The sequence below is a fragment of the Rhizobium sp. BR 362 genome, from assembly GCF_036528765.1.
Classification (GTDB): domain Bacteria; phylum Pseudomonadota; class Alphaproteobacteria; order Rhizobiales; family Rhizobiaceae; genus Rhizobium.
The window spans coordinates 342,785-357,184 of sequence record NZ_JARWGH010000005.1; the positions used below are offsets into that span (position 1 = coordinate 342,785).

Annotated in this window: 16 protein-coding genes; 12 read left to right on the forward strand and 4 right to left on the reverse strand. The window is 59.2% G+C overall.

The window, feature by feature from the left end:
* The first annotated feature begins 344 nt into the window (after positions 1-344).
* The 5 genes from QDY28_RS10190 to dnaQ are packed head-to-tail and all read left to right on the forward strand — an operon-like array spanning position 345 to position 3,986.
* Positions 345-1,166 carry a pyruvate, water dikinase regulatory protein gene (locus QDY28_RS10190; RefSeq protein WP_331381557.1) on the forward strand — a complete coding sequence of 274 codons (822 nt, stop codon included), beginning with the start codon at positions 345-347 and terminating at the stop codon, positions 1,164-1,166.
* 35 nt (positions 1,167-1,201) lie between these two features.
* Positions 1,202-1,801: a Maf-like protein gene (locus tag QDY28_RS10195; protein WP_331381558.1), complete on the forward strand. Its 600-nt coding sequence runs from the start codon at positions 1,202-1,204 to the stop codon at positions 1,799-1,801.
* On the forward strand, positions 1,794-2,651 hold the full coding sequence (locus QDY28_RS10200) for a shikimate dehydrogenase (RefSeq protein ID WP_331381559.1): 858 nt from the start codon (positions 1,794-1,796) through the stop codon (positions 2,649-2,651). The genes QDY28_RS10195 and QDY28_RS10200 overlap by 8 nt, the downstream gene beginning before the upstream one ends.
* Positions 2,651-3,268 carry a dephospho-CoA kinase gene (coaE, locus tag QDY28_RS10205; RefSeq protein WP_331381560.1) on the forward strand — a complete coding sequence of 206 codons (618 nt, stop codon included), beginning with the start codon at positions 2,651-2,653 and terminating at the stop codon, positions 3,266-3,268. Before QDY28_RS10200 ends, coaE begins: the two co-directional genes overlap by 1 nt.
* A gap of 1 nt (position 3,269) precedes the next feature.
* Entirely contained in the window at positions 3,270-3,986 is a 717-nt protein-coding gene (gene dnaQ / locus QDY28_RS10210) for a DNA polymerase III subunit epsilon (RefSeq protein WP_331381561.1), read from the forward strand.
* Positions 3,987-4,068: 82 nt separating this feature from the next.
* Here dnaQ and secB read toward each other — a convergent pair whose 3' ends face one another.
* Both secB and QDY28_RS10220 read right to left on the reverse strand, forming a co-directional pair.
* Positions 4,069-4,551 (reverse strand): protein-export chaperone SecB, encoded by a 483-nt coding sequence (gene secB, locus QDY28_RS10215; RefSeq protein WP_331381562.1) that lies wholly within the window; start codon positions 4,549-4,551, stop codon positions 4,069-4,071.
* A 94-nt stretch (positions 4,552-4,645) separates the two neighbouring features.
* Positions 4,646-5,176 carry an FxsA family protein gene (locus QDY28_RS10220; RefSeq protein ID WP_331381563.1) on the reverse strand — a complete coding sequence of 177 codons (531 nt, stop codon included), beginning with the start codon at positions 5,174-5,176 and terminating at the stop codon, positions 4,646-4,648.
* A 145-nt stretch (positions 5,177-5,321) separates the two neighbouring features.
* Between QDY28_RS10220 and QDY28_RS10225 the strand changes: the two genes are divergently transcribed.
* From QDY28_RS10225 to gyrB, 5 genes are all read left to right on the forward strand, one after another.
* Entirely contained in the window at positions 5,322-6,023 is a 702-nt protein-coding gene (locus tag QDY28_RS10225; RefSeq protein ID WP_331381564.1) for a Tim44/TimA family putative adaptor protein, read from the forward strand.
* On the forward strand, positions 6,020-7,138 hold the full coding sequence (gene mltA / locus QDY28_RS10230; RefSeq protein ID WP_331381565.1) for a murein transglycosylase A: 1,119 nt from the start codon (positions 6,020-6,022) through the stop codon (positions 7,136-7,138). Before QDY28_RS10225 ends, mltA begins: the two co-directional genes overlap by 4 nt.
* The gene (locus QDY28_RS10235) at positions 7,138-7,713 is read left to right on the forward strand and encodes a Smr/MutS family protein (protein ID WP_331381566.1); all 576 of its coding nucleotides are present in this window, start codon (positions 7,138-7,140) and stop codon (positions 7,711-7,713) included. The genes mltA and QDY28_RS10235 overlap by 1 nt, the downstream gene beginning before the upstream one ends.
* Positions 7,710-8,075, forward strand: a complete 366-nt coding sequence (locus QDY28_RS10240) for a helix-turn-helix domain-containing protein (protein ID WP_331381567.1) — start codon at positions 7,710-7,712, stop codon at positions 8,073-8,075. Before QDY28_RS10235 ends, QDY28_RS10240 begins: the two co-directional genes overlap by 4 nt.
* 149 nt (positions 8,076-8,224) lie before the next feature.
* On the forward strand, positions 8,225-10,660 hold the full coding sequence (gyrB, locus tag QDY28_RS10245) for a DNA topoisomerase (ATP-hydrolyzing) subunit B (protein WP_331381568.1): 2,436 nt from the start codon (positions 8,225-8,227) through the stop codon (positions 10,658-10,660).
* 66 nt (positions 10,661-10,726) lie between these two features.
* Here the strand turns inward: gyrB and QDY28_RS10250 are convergent, their stop codons facing one another.
* Positions 10,727-11,326 (reverse strand): nitroreductase family protein, encoded by a 600-nt coding sequence (locus tag QDY28_RS10250; protein WP_331381569.1) that lies wholly within the window; start codon positions 11,324-11,326, stop codon positions 10,727-10,729.
* 81 nt (positions 11,327-11,407) lie between these two features.
* Positions 11,408-11,707, reverse strand: a complete 300-nt coding sequence (locus tag QDY28_RS10255) for a DUF2218 domain-containing protein (protein WP_331381570.1) — start codon at positions 11,705-11,707, stop codon at positions 11,408-11,410.
* Positions 11,708-11,857: 150 nt separating this feature from the next.
* Between QDY28_RS10255 and QDY28_RS10260 the strand changes: the two genes are divergently transcribed.
* The gene (locus QDY28_RS10260; RefSeq protein ID WP_331381571.1) at positions 11,858-12,811 is read left to right on the forward strand and encodes a glutathione S-transferase family protein; all 954 of its coding nucleotides are present in this window, start codon (positions 11,858-11,860) and stop codon (positions 12,809-12,811) included.
* A gap of 64 nt (positions 12,812-12,875) precedes the next feature.
* The gene (locus tag QDY28_RS10265; RefSeq protein ID WP_331381572.1) at positions 12,876-14,294 is read left to right on the forward strand and encodes a pyridoxal phosphate-dependent decarboxylase family protein; all 1,419 of its coding nucleotides are present in this window, start codon (positions 12,876-12,878) and stop codon (positions 14,292-14,294) included.
* Positions 14,295-14,400: the final 106 nt, after the last annotated feature.

The following is a 14,400-nucleotide window of genomic DNA, read 5'->3' on the forward strand; positions in this document are numbered from 1 at the left end:
CGGTGACTATCAAGGATTAAAATCCATCCACGACCGATCCAAAATGTCGCGCACCCGCCAAGGTCAGGCAAAGAGTTCGCGCCGAGTGCCGGATATGTGGAAAAGAGAAAAGTTCGTTCAATCTTTTGAAGGACTTGGCTTTCATTTCATTTCAAGGCCACCTGGGGATAAATTGAGGAGCCTTTCTAAAAAGCGCAATTTATCCACATTGCCCACAATCCCGGCAAAACGCCTTCGCCAAAATTCGAAATGTGGAAAAGCAGGCGGTTTTCCACTTGCCCCGGACCGGCCGGTTCCCGTACCTCTCTTCTCTCCCGAGATATCAACAGGTGATGGAAAGTAGCGTGGAAAACCGGACAAGCTTCTTTCATCTGCATCTGATTTCTGACTCAACGGGCGAGACTCTGATTTCCGCCGGCCGCGCCGCCTCGGTGCAATTCCACGCCAGCCAGCCGATCGAACACGTCTATCCGCTGATCAGGAACCGCAAGCAGCTCCTGCCGGTTCTGGAAGCGATCGACCACAGTCCGGGAATCGTCCTTTATACGATTGTCGACCGTGAGCTTGCCGATTTCATCGACGAGCGTTGCCGTGAGATGGGCGTGCCCTGCGTCAATGTTCTCGAACCGGTCATGAATGTCTTCCAGGCCTATCTCGGCGCGGTGTCGCGTCGTCGGGTCGGTGCCCAGCATGTGATGAATGCCGATTACTTCGCGCGCATCGAAGCGCTGAACTTCACCATGGATCACGATGATGGGCAGATGCAGGATGATTATAATGATGCCGATGTTGTCATCGTCGGCATCAGCCGCACATCGAAGACGCCGACCAGCATCTATCTGGCCAACAGAGGCATCAAGACCGCCAATATCCCCATCGTCCACGGCGTGCCCTTGCCCGAGAGCTTGATCCGGGCGACCAAACCGCTGATCGTCGGACTGGTGGCGACCACTGACCGGATATCGCAGGTTCGGGAAAATCGCATTCTCGGGGCGACGGCCGGTTTCGACCGCGGCGACTATATCGATCGCGCGACCATCTCCGAAGAGCTGAAATATGCCCGCTCGCTCTGCGCCCGGCACAATTGGCCGGTCATCGACGTCACCCGCCGCTCGATCGAAGAGACTGCCGCCGCCATTGTTGCCCTGCGTCCGAAGCTGCGCTAAGCGCTGGACATCAAGATTTCCGAGGTTCGTTCGATATGACAGTGCCGCTCATCCTTGCTTCTTCCAGCCCGTTCCGGCGGATGCTGATGCAAAATGCCGGCCTGCATTTCGACGCGGTTGCGGCCGAGATCGACGAGCGTGCCATCGAAGCGCCGCTGGAGCAGGAGGGAGCCAGCCCGGATGCCGTGGCACTGGTGCTCGCCAAGGCGAAGGCGAAAGCGGTGAGCGATCGTTTCCCCGGTTCACTCGTCATCGGCTCGGATCAGACGATGTCGCTCGGCGATCAGGTCTTCCACAAGCCGAAAACAATGGCGGAAGCCGAAAATCATCTGCGAACTTTATCCGGCAAGACCCACCGTCTGAACAGCGCGATTGCGCTGGCGCGTAACGGCGCCATCATCTGGGAACACGTGTCCCATGCCGAGTTGACCATGCGCGATCTTTCGTCCGATTTTATCCATGGTCATTTGAGCCGTGTCGGCGACAAGGCTCTATCGAGTGTCGGCGCTTATCAGCTCGAGGCAGAGGGCATACAGCTTTTCTCGAAAATCGACGGCGATTACTTTACCATCGTCGGCTTGCCGATGCTGCCACTCCTTCGGCAGCTTCGCGAACTGGGAGTAATCGATGGGTGATTCACGTGAAACATTCGGCCCCAACGCCTTCGTTACGGGCTATCCCATCAAGCATTCTCGCTCGCCATTGATCCATGGCCATTGGCTGCGCACACTCGATCTTGCAGGAAATTATCGTGCCCACAAGGTTTCGCCGGATGATTTCCCGGCCTTCATGGCCTCTTTGAAAGACGGCACAAGCGGTTTCATCGGCGGCAACGTGACGATTCCGCACAAGGAGACGGCATTCAAACTGGCGGATCGGCCGGATGAATTGTCCGAGGAACTCGGTGCTTCGAACACGCTCTGGCTTCAGGACGGCTTGCTGCATGCGACCAACACCGACGGCCGCGGTTTCACGGCCAATCTGGATGAGCGCCATCCCGGTTGGGATCGCACCGACCGTGTGGTGATTCTCGGGGCGGGTGGCGCCAGCCGTGCCGTCATTCAGGCGGTGCGCAATCGCGGCATCGGGGAAATTCACGTCGTCAACCGCACTGTCGAGCGGGCGCGGGAATTAGCCGATCGGTTCGGCGAACGTATCCATGCCCATCCAATGCCGGCGCTCGATGAGGTGATGCAAGGCGCCGGTCTCCTCGTCAACACGACCTCGCTTGGCATGGATGGCGAGGCGGCGCCGCAGATCGATTTTTCACCGCTGGCTGAAAATGCCGTCGTGACCGACATAGTCTATGTGCCGCTGAAAACGCCTTTGTTGGCCCAGGCAGAAGAACAGGGCTTCGCCATTGTCGATGGTCTTGGCATGTTGCTGCATCAAGCGGTGCCGGGTTTCGAAAAGTGGTTTGGCAAGCGTCCGGTGGTGGATGAAGAGCTGCGGGCGCTGATCATCGCCGATATGGAAAAACATTGATGATCCGCGTCGGCCTCACCGGATCGATCGGCATGGGAAAATCGACCTCCGGAAAACTTTTTGCCGAAGCGGGCATCCCGGTGAATGATGCCGACGCAGTGGTGCATGATCTCTATGGTAGGGAAGCCGTGCCCTTGGTCGAAGCCGCCTTTCCCGGAACGACGCGGGACGGCGCTGTCGATCGCCAGGAACTTGGCCGCCAACTTGCCTCCGATCCCTCCGGTTTTAAACGACTGGAGGCCATCGTTCATCCGCTGGTGCAGCGGCGCGAACGGGAGTTTTTGGACAGGCAGAGTGCCGCCGGCGCCGACATCGTCGTGCTCGATATCCCGCTGCTATTCGAGACCGGCGCCGATGAAAGAGTGGACAAGATCGTCGTCGTCAGTTGCGATCCACAGATTCAAAGGGAAAGAGTGCTTGCCCGACCGGGCATGACTGAGGAAAAATTCAATATGATTCTTTCCCGCCAGACGCCGGATGCGGAGAAGCGGGCACGGGCCAACTATATCATCGACACCGGCGGCAGCATTGATGCGGCGCGAGAGCAGATAAAAGACATCATAGCCGATCTGCGCCAGCAAGCGGCAGCCAACAGACCTACAGGCGGAGAGCCCTGATATGCGCGAAATCATTTTCGATACGGAAACGACCGGCCTCGACAACAGAGCCGACCGTGTCATCGAAATCGGTGGTATCGAGCTCTTCAATCACTTTCCGACCGGCAAGAGCATTCATCTCTATATCAATCCCGGCGATCGCAAGGTTCATCCGGATGCGCTTGCCGTGCATGGCATCACCGATGAGTTCCTGAAGGACAAGCCGTCCTTTGCTGACGTCGTCGATGAAATCCTCGTCTTTTTCGGCGATGCAAAATGGATCGCCCATAACGCGACCTTCGATATGGGCTTCGTCAATGCCGAATTCGCGCGGCTTGGCCGTCCCCCGATCCTGCCGGATACAGTGATCGATACGCTCGCCATGGCGCGGCGCAAACATCCGATGGGACCGAACTCGCTCGATGCACTCTGCCGGCGCTATGGCATCGATAATTCCCACCGCACCAAACACGGCGCGCTTCTCGACTCCGAATTGCTGGCCGAAGTCTATATCGAGATGATCGGCGGCCGGCAGACGGCTCTTGGTCTCGGCAGCATCAACGGTTCATCCGCACGGTCCCGACAGATGGACGAGGTGGAGGAAATTGCTGCGGATATCTTGGTGCGAGCGAAGCCCCTGGCGAGCAGACTGAGCCAGGCCGAGCTGGAAGATCACGCCGCGCTGATCGCCAAGCTTGGCGAAAAAGGCATCTGGTCGAAATACCGTGCCGTGAATTGAAGACATTTTCCAAGCCCGCAAAAGAAAATGCCCGGATCGAAATCCGGGCATTTTTATTTCCATCGATGGAAAAACCGAAAGCTTAGTTCGGAACCGCTTCGACCTGGGCGCGGGCCTGTTCTTCGGCGACACGCTGGGTGAACATCTGCGCGAAATCGATCGGGTCGATCATCAGCGGCGGGAAGCCGCCATTGCGGGTGACGTCAGCGATGATCTGACGGGCGAAGGGGAAGAGCAGGCGCGGGCACTCGATGAAGAGCAGCGGCAGCATGTGTTCCTGCGGGAAACCGGTGACGCGGAAGACGCCGCCATAGATCAGCTCGGTGTGGAAGAGAACCCGCTCACCATCCTTGGCTTCGGCATTCAGCGTCAGGACGACATCGAAATCCGATTCCGACAGCGGATTGGCGTTGACGTTGACATTGATGTTGATATCGGGGGCGTTTTCCCGGGCCTGCAGCGAGCGCGGAGCACCAGGATTTTCGAAGGAAAGATCCTTGGTGTATTGAGCAAGGATGGAAAGGCTCGGGCTGGCTGCGCCGTTGCCGCTGTTCTCGTTGGCCATGGGGGTTTCCTCTGACGTCTATGGGTGTCGCCATCTAGCATTTCGAATAAGGGCTTACAACCCTTGAGGCTTTGACCATATCTGGCCGCTTGCCCTACTCTTCGAGGCGCTTTTTGTCAGACCAGGGAGAGTTGCGATTGGGCTCGCGATGAAAATCTGTCTCGTCCAGATCGACGACATGCCCCGGCCCGCGCGGGCGCGTCTGCGAGGCGGGACCTGAACTCGGGCCTTGTCCGGCTCCGCGTCTGAAGGCACGCGAACTGCCGAGAACGACGATGCGTTTCCGCAGGACCTTCCAGGCGAGCTCACGCACCGCCGGAATGAAGAGCAGCAAACCGATAATATCAGAGATGAAGCCGGGTAGCATCAGCAGGAATGCGGCAACAACGATCATGGCGCCATGCACCATCTCGCGTCCTGGATCGCCACCGTTGCGGCTCTCGGCAGAGATGCGCTGCAGAATGCCGATGCCCTGTATTCTCAAAAGGGCGGCACCCAAAAGCGCGCTTAGGATCACCAGCGCCAGTGTTGCCCAGACGCCGACCATCTTGCCGACGATGACGAAGCCGGCGATTTCCGCAAGCGGCATCAGAAAGACGAAGATAGGAACGAGGGATAGGCGCATGTTAACGTGTCCTGGAAGCGGGCTTATACGCTTAGCGTTAGTCTATCGCGCGTAATAAAGATACCGGTCCGCTATTTGAATGATAGATCGATGCGGACTATATGGGGATTGAAACTCTCAATTTTAACGGCGGTTCCGATACGAGATGGGTGCAAACGACTTTGTGACGATCTTTTTCCTGGTGGCGGCGGTGCTGATCTTCTTTCAGCTCCGGAGCGTCCTTGGCCGCCGTACGGGAAATGAGAAGCCGCCGCGCGATCTCTTTGGCTCTCCCGATTCGTCCACGGGGCCGACCGTACCGGATGCCGGCAAGGTGGTGACCCTGCCGCGTCGCGATACAGCCGAGGATGAGGATCGGTTTGCCGCCATCGACGCCTTTGCGGCCGCCGGTACGCCGCTCAACGATTCGCTGCGCGAACTGAGCAAGGCCGATCCCAGCTTCAATCCGAAGGAATTCGTCAATGGCGCCCGCATGGCCTATGAGATGATCGTCATGGCCTTTGCCGATGGCGATCGCAAGGCGCTGAAGGGCCTGTTGTCGCGCGAGGTCTATGAAGGTTTCGATGCCGCTATTACCGAGCGCGAATCCAAGGGCGAAAAGGTGAAATCCACCTTTGTCGGCATCGACAAGGCCGATATCGTCAGCGCCGAGATGAAGGGGACGGAAGCCTTCGTGACGATGCGCATCGTCAGCCAGATGATTTCGGCGACCTACGACAAGGCCGGAACGCTGATCGAAGGCGATGCCGAAGCCGTGGCCGAGATCAGCGATCTCTGGACCTTTGCCCGCGACAGCCGTTCGCGCGATCCGAACTGGAAACTCGTGGCGACCGAATCCGAACAATGACAAGCCCATTGCAGGATTTCAGGCTTGAGCCGGCAACCTTCGCCGATCTGAAGGGCTGGAAGGAGGACGATCCTTCCAGCCTTTTTCGCGCCATGAAGGACTGTCGAGCCCATATCAGAGACGTCAAGCCTTACCGCACCGGTGCAGCCGGGTTGACCGCAAACGATCTTTTGACCCTGCTGGATGATGCCGAAGGCTATGAGTCCAAGGACGCGGCCGGGGCCCGGGCCTTCTTCGAAGAACGCTGCCAACCCTTCTTCATTCGTCGGGACGATGGCGCCAGGGGTTTCGTTACCGCTTTCTACGAGCCGGAGATCGCCGTCTCCGCAACGCCGGATGAGACTTATCGCTATCCCTTTTATCGCCGGCCGGCCGATCTGATCGATCTTGACGACAGCAACCGGCCCGCGGACCTCGATTCATCCTATATGTTCGGCCGCCTCGAGGATGATATCATCTCCGCCTATCCCGACCGCGGCGAGATCGATCGTGGATACCTTGAGGGCAGGGGCCTGGAAATTGCCTGGGCAAAGTCCAAGGTCGATGTCTTCTTCGTGCATGTCCAAGGCGCGGCGCGATTGCTCTATCCCGATGGACGTGTGGGCCGTATCACCTACGCCGCCAAGGCCGGTCATCCCTTCTCGGCCGTCGGCCGTCTGCTGATCGACCGCGGCGTGCTCGACCGGGCGACGATTTCGATGCAGATGATCCGCGATTGGCTCTATGCCCACCCTCAGGAGGTCGACGAGGTCCTGTGGCACAACAGGTCTTACATCTTTTTCCGTGAGGCCGATGTCAGCGATGCCGGCCTCGGTCCGATCGCAGCGGCGAAGGTGCCACTCGTCGCCGGCCGCTCGCTGGCGGTCGACCGGCTGATCCATACCTTCGGCTTTCCTTTCTTCATCCGGTCGGAAAGCCTGACGCATCTCGAGGCCGGCAAGCCTTTCGGGCGGCTGATGCTGGCGCTCGATACCGGCTCGGCGATCGTCGGCCCGGCGCGCGGGGATATCTTTACCGGCTCCGGCTACGATGCCGGAGAGCTTGCCGGTACCGTGCGCAACGATGCGGATTTTTATATATTGGTTCCGAAGGCGGCAGCTCAGAGGTTCGGCTGATGGCTTCAGAACGACAGACCAAGGAACGAAAGCTCAGCACGGACGAACGCATCCTCTGGGGCAAGGTGGCGAAAAGCACCAGACCAATGCCGGGACGGCTTGCCGATATCGAGGCTTTCGACGAGGTTCTAGCGGCGGAGGCGCAGGCGGAAGAAACTGCACGCGCCGCGAAGGCGGCGGTCTCCGCCGACCCGCAAACTCCGCCGGCACCGGGTAAACAACCCTCCGGCACACACCATCCCTTGGAACGCCCGGTCAAGCGCAAGATCGCCAAGGGCCGGTTGGCGCTGGAAGCGCGGATCGATCTTCACGGGCTGATCCAGAGCGAGGCGCACGCCATGCTGCTGGATTTTCTGCTGCGGGCGCATCAGCGCGGCCTTCGCCATGTGCTCGTCATTACCGGCAAGGGCAGTTCGATGGGCAGCGAAGGCGCCTTGAAGCGCGCCGTGCCGATGTGGTTTTCCAAACCGGAGTTCCGCTTTCTGATCTCGTCCTATGAGACGGCGGCCCAGCACCATGGTGGCGACGGCGCCCTTTATATCCGCCTGTCGCGGCTGAAGGGGGAGGGGCTGTGACCCCCTTCGGCGAAGCGGTCAGAAAACTGAGGGCGCGCAAGGGCGTCTCGCAGAAGGAAATGGCCGCGGCCTTGAATGTGACTCCGGCTTATTTATCCGCCTTAGAACATGGAAAGCGCGGTACGCCGACGTTCGACCTGCTGCAGCGCATCGCCGGATACTTCAACATCATCTGGGATGAGGCCGAGGAATTGTTCCTGCTGGCGCGCTTTTCCGACCCGCGCGTCGTCATCGATACCTCCGGTCTTGCGCCGGAATATACGGCCCTCGTCAATCGATTGGCAGGTCGGATTCGCGGTCTCGATGCGGCAACGATCAGGGAGCTGTCTCAGGTTCTCGAAAATGCCGGTAAAAGCGGCTGAAAACCGCCTTAATCCCCTGCTTTATGGCTGATATGAGGGGCCTTCCATTTGGAAGTTCGGGGCGAAACATCCTATATTCAGGGAAAGAAAAACCGCTGATTCGGCAGTGATTGGCGGTGTTCTCTAAAACACTGGAAAGACTTCAATAAATGACCGACATATCCGTAACCGAAAACGGCGGTAATGCCGAGTATGGCGCAGATTCCATTAAGGTTCTGAAGGGCCTTGATGCCGTGCGCAAGCGTCCCGGCATGTATATCGGCGACACGGATGATGGCTCGGGCCTGCATCACATGGTTTACGAGGTCGTCGACAACGCCATTGACGAGGCGCTGGCGGGCCATGCCGACATCGTCACGGTGACGCTCAATCCGGATGGTTCGGTGACCGTCACCGATAATGGGCGTGGCATTCCGACGGACATCCACACCGGCGAAGGCGTTTCCGCAGCCGAAGTCATCATGACCCAGCTCCATGCCGGCGGCAAGTTCGACCAGAACTCCTATAAGGTCTCCGGTGGTCTGCATGGCGTCGGCGTCTCGGTCGTCAACGCATTGTCCGTCTGGCTGAAACTGAAGATCCGCCGCCAGGGCAGGATCCATGAAATGAGCTTCACCAACGGCGTTGCCGATGCGCCGCTCAGAGAGACCGGCGATGCCGGCAATGAGACGGGCACGGAAGTCAGCTTCATGCCGAGCTCGCAGACCTTCACGATGACGGAGTTCGATTATGGCACGCTGGAGCATCGCCTGCGCGAGCTGGCATTCCTGAATTCGGGGGTGCGGATTCTGCTCAGCGACAAGCGTCATTCCGACGTCAAGCAGGAAGAAATGATCTACGACGGCGGCCTCGAAGCGTTCGTCGCCTATCTCGACCGCGCCAAGAAGCCGCTGGTCGAAAAGCCGGTCTCCATCCGCGGCGAAAAGGATGGCATCACCGTCGAAGTGGCGATGTGGTGGAACGACAGCTACCACGAAAACGTGCTCTGCTTCACCAACAACATCCCGCAGCGCGATGGCGGGACGCATATGGCCGGCTTCCGTGGCGCTCTGACGCGCCAGATCACCTCCTATGCCGATACGTCGGGTATCACCAAGAAGGAAAAGGTGACGCTGACGGGAGACGATTGCCGCGAAGGCCTGACGGCAGTGCTTTCGGTAAAAGTTCCGGACCCGAAATTCTCCTCGCAGACCAAGGACAAGCTGGTGTCGTCGGAAGTGCGTCCGGTGGTCGAAAGCCTTGTCAATGAAGCGCTGAGCACCTGGCTCGAAGAACATCCGGCCGATGCGAAAGTGCTGGTTGGTAAGGTCGTCGAAGCAGCCGCCGCCCGCGAAGCCGCCCGCAAGGCACGCGAACTGACGCGGCGCAAGGGCGCTCTCGACATTGCATCGCTCCCCGGCAAGCTGGCCGACTGCTCCGAACGCGATCCGGCCAAGTCCGAAGTCTTCCTGGTGGAGGGTGATTCGGCAGGGGGGTCGGCCAAACAGGGCCGTTCGCGCGAAAACCAGGCGATCCTGCCGCTGCGCGGCAAAATCCTCAACGTCGAGCGCGCCCGTTTCGACAAGATGCTGTCGAGCCAGGAAATCGGCACGCTGATCACCGCACTCGGAACCGGCATCGGCAACGACGAGTTCAATGCCGACAAGCTGCGCTATCACAAGATCATCATCATGACGGACGCCGACGTCGACGGCGCCCACATCCGCACGCTGTTGCTCACCTTCTTCTTCCGGCAGATGCCCGATCTCATCGAGCGCGGTCATCTCTATATCGCCCAGCCGCCGCTCTATAAGGTGACGCGCGGCAAATCGGTGCAATATGTGAAGGATGAGAAGGCGCTGGAAGAATATCTGATCGGCCAGGGTCTCGAAGACGCCAGCCTGCGTCTCGGTACGGGGGAAGTCCGAGCCGGCCAGGATCTGCGCGAGGCCATTTCCGATGCGCTCCGTTTGCGCACGCTGCTCGACAATCTGCATTCGCGTTATAACCGCGCCGTCGTCGAACAGGCAGCGATTGCCGGCGCTCTGAATGCCGAGCTCGTCAGCAACCCGGCGCGCGCCGAAAGCCTGGTGAATGACGTTGCCAAGCGGCTCGATCTCATTGCCGAGGAAACCGAACGCGGTTGGAGCGGCGGTCTTACCAGCGAAGGCGGCTTGCGTTTCGAGCGCATGGTGCGGGGCGTCAAGGAAGTCGTCGTTCTCGACATGGCGCTGATCGGCTCGCAGGACGCGCGACTTATCGACCAGCTCGCCTCGCGTCTCAAGGAAGTCTATGACCTGCCGCCGAAGCTCGTTCGCCGCGACGGCGAAACCGAAATTGCCGGTCCGCGCATGCTGCTGGAAACCATCTTCGCCAGCGGCCGCAAGGGTCTCACCATGCAGCGCTACAAGGGTCTCGGCGAAATGAATGCCGAGCAGCTTTGGGAAACGACGCTCGACCCGAACGTCCGCTCCCTGCTGCAGGTCAAAGTCGCCGATGCGACCGATGCCGATGGTTTGTTTGCCAGGCTCATGGGCGACGAGGTCGAGCCCCGGCGCGAATTCATCCAGGACAACGCTCTGAGTGTCGCCAATCTCGATATTTGATCGCCAATTTCAGAAACAAAAAGGCCCGCCCGATCATCAGGCGGGCCTTTCCATTTTAAGGATCAATTACTTGGCGATAAAGGTACCGTTAAACGCAACGTCGGAAAGTGGCTTGCGCTGGTTCGGCACTTCGCGTTCCCTCAGCTTCTCCGGAAGCTGGTCCTTGTCGCCGATCTTGCCGATCGCGACGGCCGCCTCGACGCGGAAGCCTTCCGGGATACCGAGAACCTCATAGGATTTCTCGACATGGAAACCGCCCATGCCGTGCGCAGCATAGCCGGCTAGGTGCGCCTGCAGTGCCAGGAAGCCCCAGGCAGTACCGGTGTCGAAGGAGTGGCTGTAGCTGGGCTTCTGCTCGGCGGAGCCGAGCTCTCCACTATGGGTGCGCGAAATCACAAACAGCAGGGCGGCAGCGGATTTCGCCCAGCCCTGGTTGAACTCGATCAGCAGATCGAGGAATTTCTCCCAGTTTTCCGAGCCGCGCAGCGCATAGACGAAGCGCCAGGGCTGCATATTGGAGGCGGACGGCGCCCAATGCGCAGCTTCCAGAATGGTGAGGAGATCGGCCTCAGGCATGGTTTCATTGGAATAGGCACGCGGCGACCAACGGTCGAGAAAGAGCTTGTCGATCGGATATTGCGATTCGCGGGCATTGCTGGACGTCATGGGATTCTTTCCATCTGAGAGAGGCGGTCGCGCGCCTTTGGGAGCGGCAAGGCGACTGGCCTTGGAGGATACGAAGCGAACCTATACTCGGCTTGCATCCACAGTCCAGACCACGTCCAGCTCTTCGCGGAAGGCAAATCGCTTGAGGTGATCGGCGACCACATTCTGCATGCGCTCGAGATCCTGCGGATTTTCGACGTGCAGCGTCATCAGCAAAGCGGCGGCGTCGGCTGCGAACTCCACGGAGGTTTCGGGGCTGAACGGCACTTTGCCCGCGGTTTCATTAAATTCGACGGTGAATCTGTGGCTCCAATGCTTGCAAAGCTGCTGGAGATAGCGGCTGGCGTGCTCGGTTTTCACAGAAGAAACGGAAGTAGGCATAGGGGGCTCCGATAACTGGAATTTGCTAGGCAAGTTTATAGTCGCATCCGGCTTTGCCCGGTAGACAGTCTGTTTCAACATTGCGTTATTTCCGCGAAGCCCGATTTCACTATGCTTCCGGAGACAGAACGCGCGAATTGGAGACGAACCGTGCTAGTGAATGGAAAATGGATGGAAGACTGGCAGCCGGTCCAAGCCAAGGATGAAAAGGGCTGCTTTGTCCGCCAGACCTCAAGCTTCCGCAATTGGGTGACGCCGGATGGACGAGCGGGTCCAACGGGTGAGGGCGGCTTTGCCGCCGAAGCCGGTCGTTATCATCTCTATGTCGCGCTCATCTGTCCCTGGGCCTCGCGCACGCTCATCGGCCGCAAGCTGAAGGGTTTGGAAGACGTCATTTCCGTATCGGTGGTCGAGCCGGCCTTGAGCAAGCAGGGTTGGCGCTTCGGCAATTATCCTGGCGCGACTGACGATCCGGTCAACGGTGCCAGCTACATGCACGAAATCTATACGAAGGCCGATCCGCTCTTTTCCGGCCGCGCCACCGTGCCGGTGCTTTGGGACAAGCGGAAGGGTACGATCGTCAACAACGAATCCGCCGATATATTGCGCATGTTGAACGACGGTTTTGGCGATTTCGCCAGCCATGCGATTGATCTTTATCCGGCCGGGCGGCGCGACGATATCGATGCTTTCAATGCCCGCATCTATCCGGTCCTGAACAACGGCGTCTACCGTGCCGGTTTCGCGACGACGCAGATCGCCTATGAAGAAGCTTTCCGCGATGTATTCGATTGCCTCGATTGGGCTGAAGGCGAGCTGGAAGGCAGGGATTTCCTCTTTGCCGGATACCCGACCGAAAGCGATATCAGGCTTTTCGTCACACTCGTTCGCTTCGATCTTGCCTATCACGGCCTGTTCAAATGCAATCTCCGCCGCCTGTCGGATTATGCCAATCTCCAAGCCTTCTGCCGCCGCATGCTCGATTGGCCGGGCATCGCCGAGACCGTCAGCTTCGACCATATCAAACGCGGCTATTACTCCATTGCGGCGCTCAATCCGACTGGAATTGTGCCGGCCGGTCCGGCGCTCGACGAACTTTTCTGATACTCGACCGCCTCTGAAAACCGGTCTAAGGTCTGCCCCAACTTGACGAAGCGAGGAGACGGACATGGATTGGGAGGAGTTTCGGCGCTGGTCGGAGAAGGCGGCAGGTTGGGGTGCGGACTATCGCGCATCGCTTCGCGACCGGCCGGTGCGGGCGCAGACAGCACCTGGCGAAATTGCAGCGCATATCGCCGATTCTCCGCCCGAATCCGGCGAAGCTATGGAGGATATCTTCAAGGATTTTGAGGATATCCTCGTTCCCGGCATGACGCATTGGCAGCATCCGCGCTTCTTCGCCTATTTCCCCGCCAACGCCGCGCCGGTCTCTGTCATCGCCGAATACTTGGTCAGCGCGATCGCCGCCCAATGCATGCTGTGGCAGACGTCGCCATCTGCCACAGAGCTGGAAACTAAAGTGGTCGATTGGCTGCGCCAAGCCCTCGGCCTTCCCGACAGTTTCACTGGCGTCATTCAGGATTCCGCCTCTACGGCGACGCTGGCGGCCGTGCTGGTCATGCGCGAAAGGGCGCTCGGCTGGCAGGGCAACAGCCAGGGGCTCGCAGCGAATAAGGCGGTGCGGATCTATTCCACCGATCAGGTCCATACATCGATCGATCGCGCCATCTGGATATCCGGGGTCGGCTCGGAGAACCTGGTCCGCATTCCCTCCGGCGGCCCGAACAGTGCGATGGACACGCAGGCATTGGAGGCGGCGATCGAGCGCGACCGCGCGGCGGGCCTGCTGCCGGCCGGCGTTATTCCCTGTGTCGGCGGCACCAGCACCGGCGCCTGCGACGATATCGCAGCGGTGATCGAAGTTGCGCACGCTCAAGGGCTTTATGTGCATGTCGACGCCGCCTGGGCCGGTTCGGCTATGATGTGCCCGGAATTCCGAACGTTGTGGCAGGGTGTCGAGCAGGCCGATTCCGTGGTCTTCAATCCGCACAAATGGCTTGGCGCCCAGTTCGATTGCTCGGTTCAGTTCGTTCGCGAACCGGAGGCGCTGGTGCGCACACTCGCGATCCAACCTGAATATCTGCGCACGCATGGTCATGACGGCATCATCAACTATTCCGAATGGTCCGTGCCGCTCGGCCGCCGCTTCCGCGCCCTGAAACTCTGGTTCCTGTTGCGTTATCACGGGCTCGAGGGCCTACGCGCGATGATCCGCAATCATGTCTCCTGGTCGCAGAACCTGGCTCAGCGCCTGGCGGCCGAACCCGATTTCGAGATCGTTACCCAGCCATTCCTGTCGCTCTTCTCCTTCGATCACAAGGCGCCCGCCGGCATTGAACAGGAAAGCCACACGCAGCGCCTGATCGCGGCGATCAACAATGACGGCCGCATCTACCTGACGCAGACCCGTGTCGGCGGTCGATTGGTCATTCGTTTCCAGGCGGGTCAGTTCGAGGCGACGGCGGAGGATATCGATACGGCCTTTGACGTTATCGTCGAAATCGCCAGATCGCTGCCTGCGAGCTAAGGTACTGTTTTATGAAGAGCCGTTGCGGGCGCTCCCAAATCGGTGCGTGACACTGGTGAATAATTCGTTCATATGTGGCGAAGCCAATCTCATCTGTGAAAATGCA

What these genes read in the sequence shown, in the direction of transcription:
- QDY28_RS10225 (WP_331381564.1), top strand. Translation starts at nt 5,322, where the DNA reads ATGGGTGCAAACGACTTTGTGACGATCTTTTTCCTGGTGGCGGCGGTG.
- QDY28_RS10220 (WP_331381563.1), bottom strand. Translation starts at nt 5,176, where the DNA reads ATGCGCCTATCCCTCGTTCCTATCTTCGTCTTTCTGATGCCGCTTGCG.
- QDY28_RS10250 (WP_331381569.1), bottom strand. Translation starts at nt 11,326, where the DNA reads ATGACGTCCAGCAATGCCCGCGAATCGCAATATCCGATCGACAAGCTC.
- mltA (WP_331381565.1), top strand. Translation starts at nt 6,020, where the DNA reads ATGACAAGCCCATTGCAGGATTTCAGGCTTGAGCCGGCAACCTTCGCC.
- QDY28_RS10255 (WP_331381570.1), bottom strand. Translation starts at nt 11,707, where the DNA reads ATGCCTACTTCCGTTTCTTCTGTGAAAACCGAGCACGCCAGCCGCTAT.
- QDY28_RS10235 (WP_331381566.1), top strand. Translation starts at nt 7,138, where the DNA reads ATGGCTTCAGAACGACAGACCAAGGAACGAAAGCTCAGCACGGACGAA.
- dnaQ (WP_331381561.1), top strand. Translation starts at nt 3,270, where the DNA reads ATGCGCGAAATCATTTTCGATACGGAAACGACCGGCCTCGACAACAGA.
- QDY28_RS10200 (WP_331381559.1), top strand. Translation starts at nt 1,794, where the DNA reads ATGGGTGATTCACGTGAAACATTCGGCCCCAACGCCTTCGTTACGGGC.
- gyrB (WP_331381568.1), top strand. Translation starts at nt 8,225, where the DNA reads ATGACCGACATATCCGTAACCGAAAACGGCGGTAATGCCGAGTATGGC.
- coaE (WP_331381560.1), top strand. Translation starts at nt 2,651, where the DNA reads ATGATCCGCGTCGGCCTCACCGGATCGATCGGCATGGGAAAATCGACC.
- QDY28_RS10195 (WP_331381558.1), top strand. Translation starts at nt 1,202, where the DNA reads ATGACAGTGCCGCTCATCCTTGCTTCTTCCAGCCCGTTCCGGCGGATG.
- QDY28_RS10265 (WP_331381572.1), top strand. Translation starts at nt 12,876, where the DNA reads ATGGATTGGGAGGAGTTTCGGCGCTGGTCGGAGAAGGCGGCAGGTTGG.
- secB (WP_331381562.1), bottom strand. Translation starts at nt 4,551, where the DNA reads ATGGCCAACGAGAACAGCGGCAACGGCGCAGCCAGCCCGAGCCTTTCC.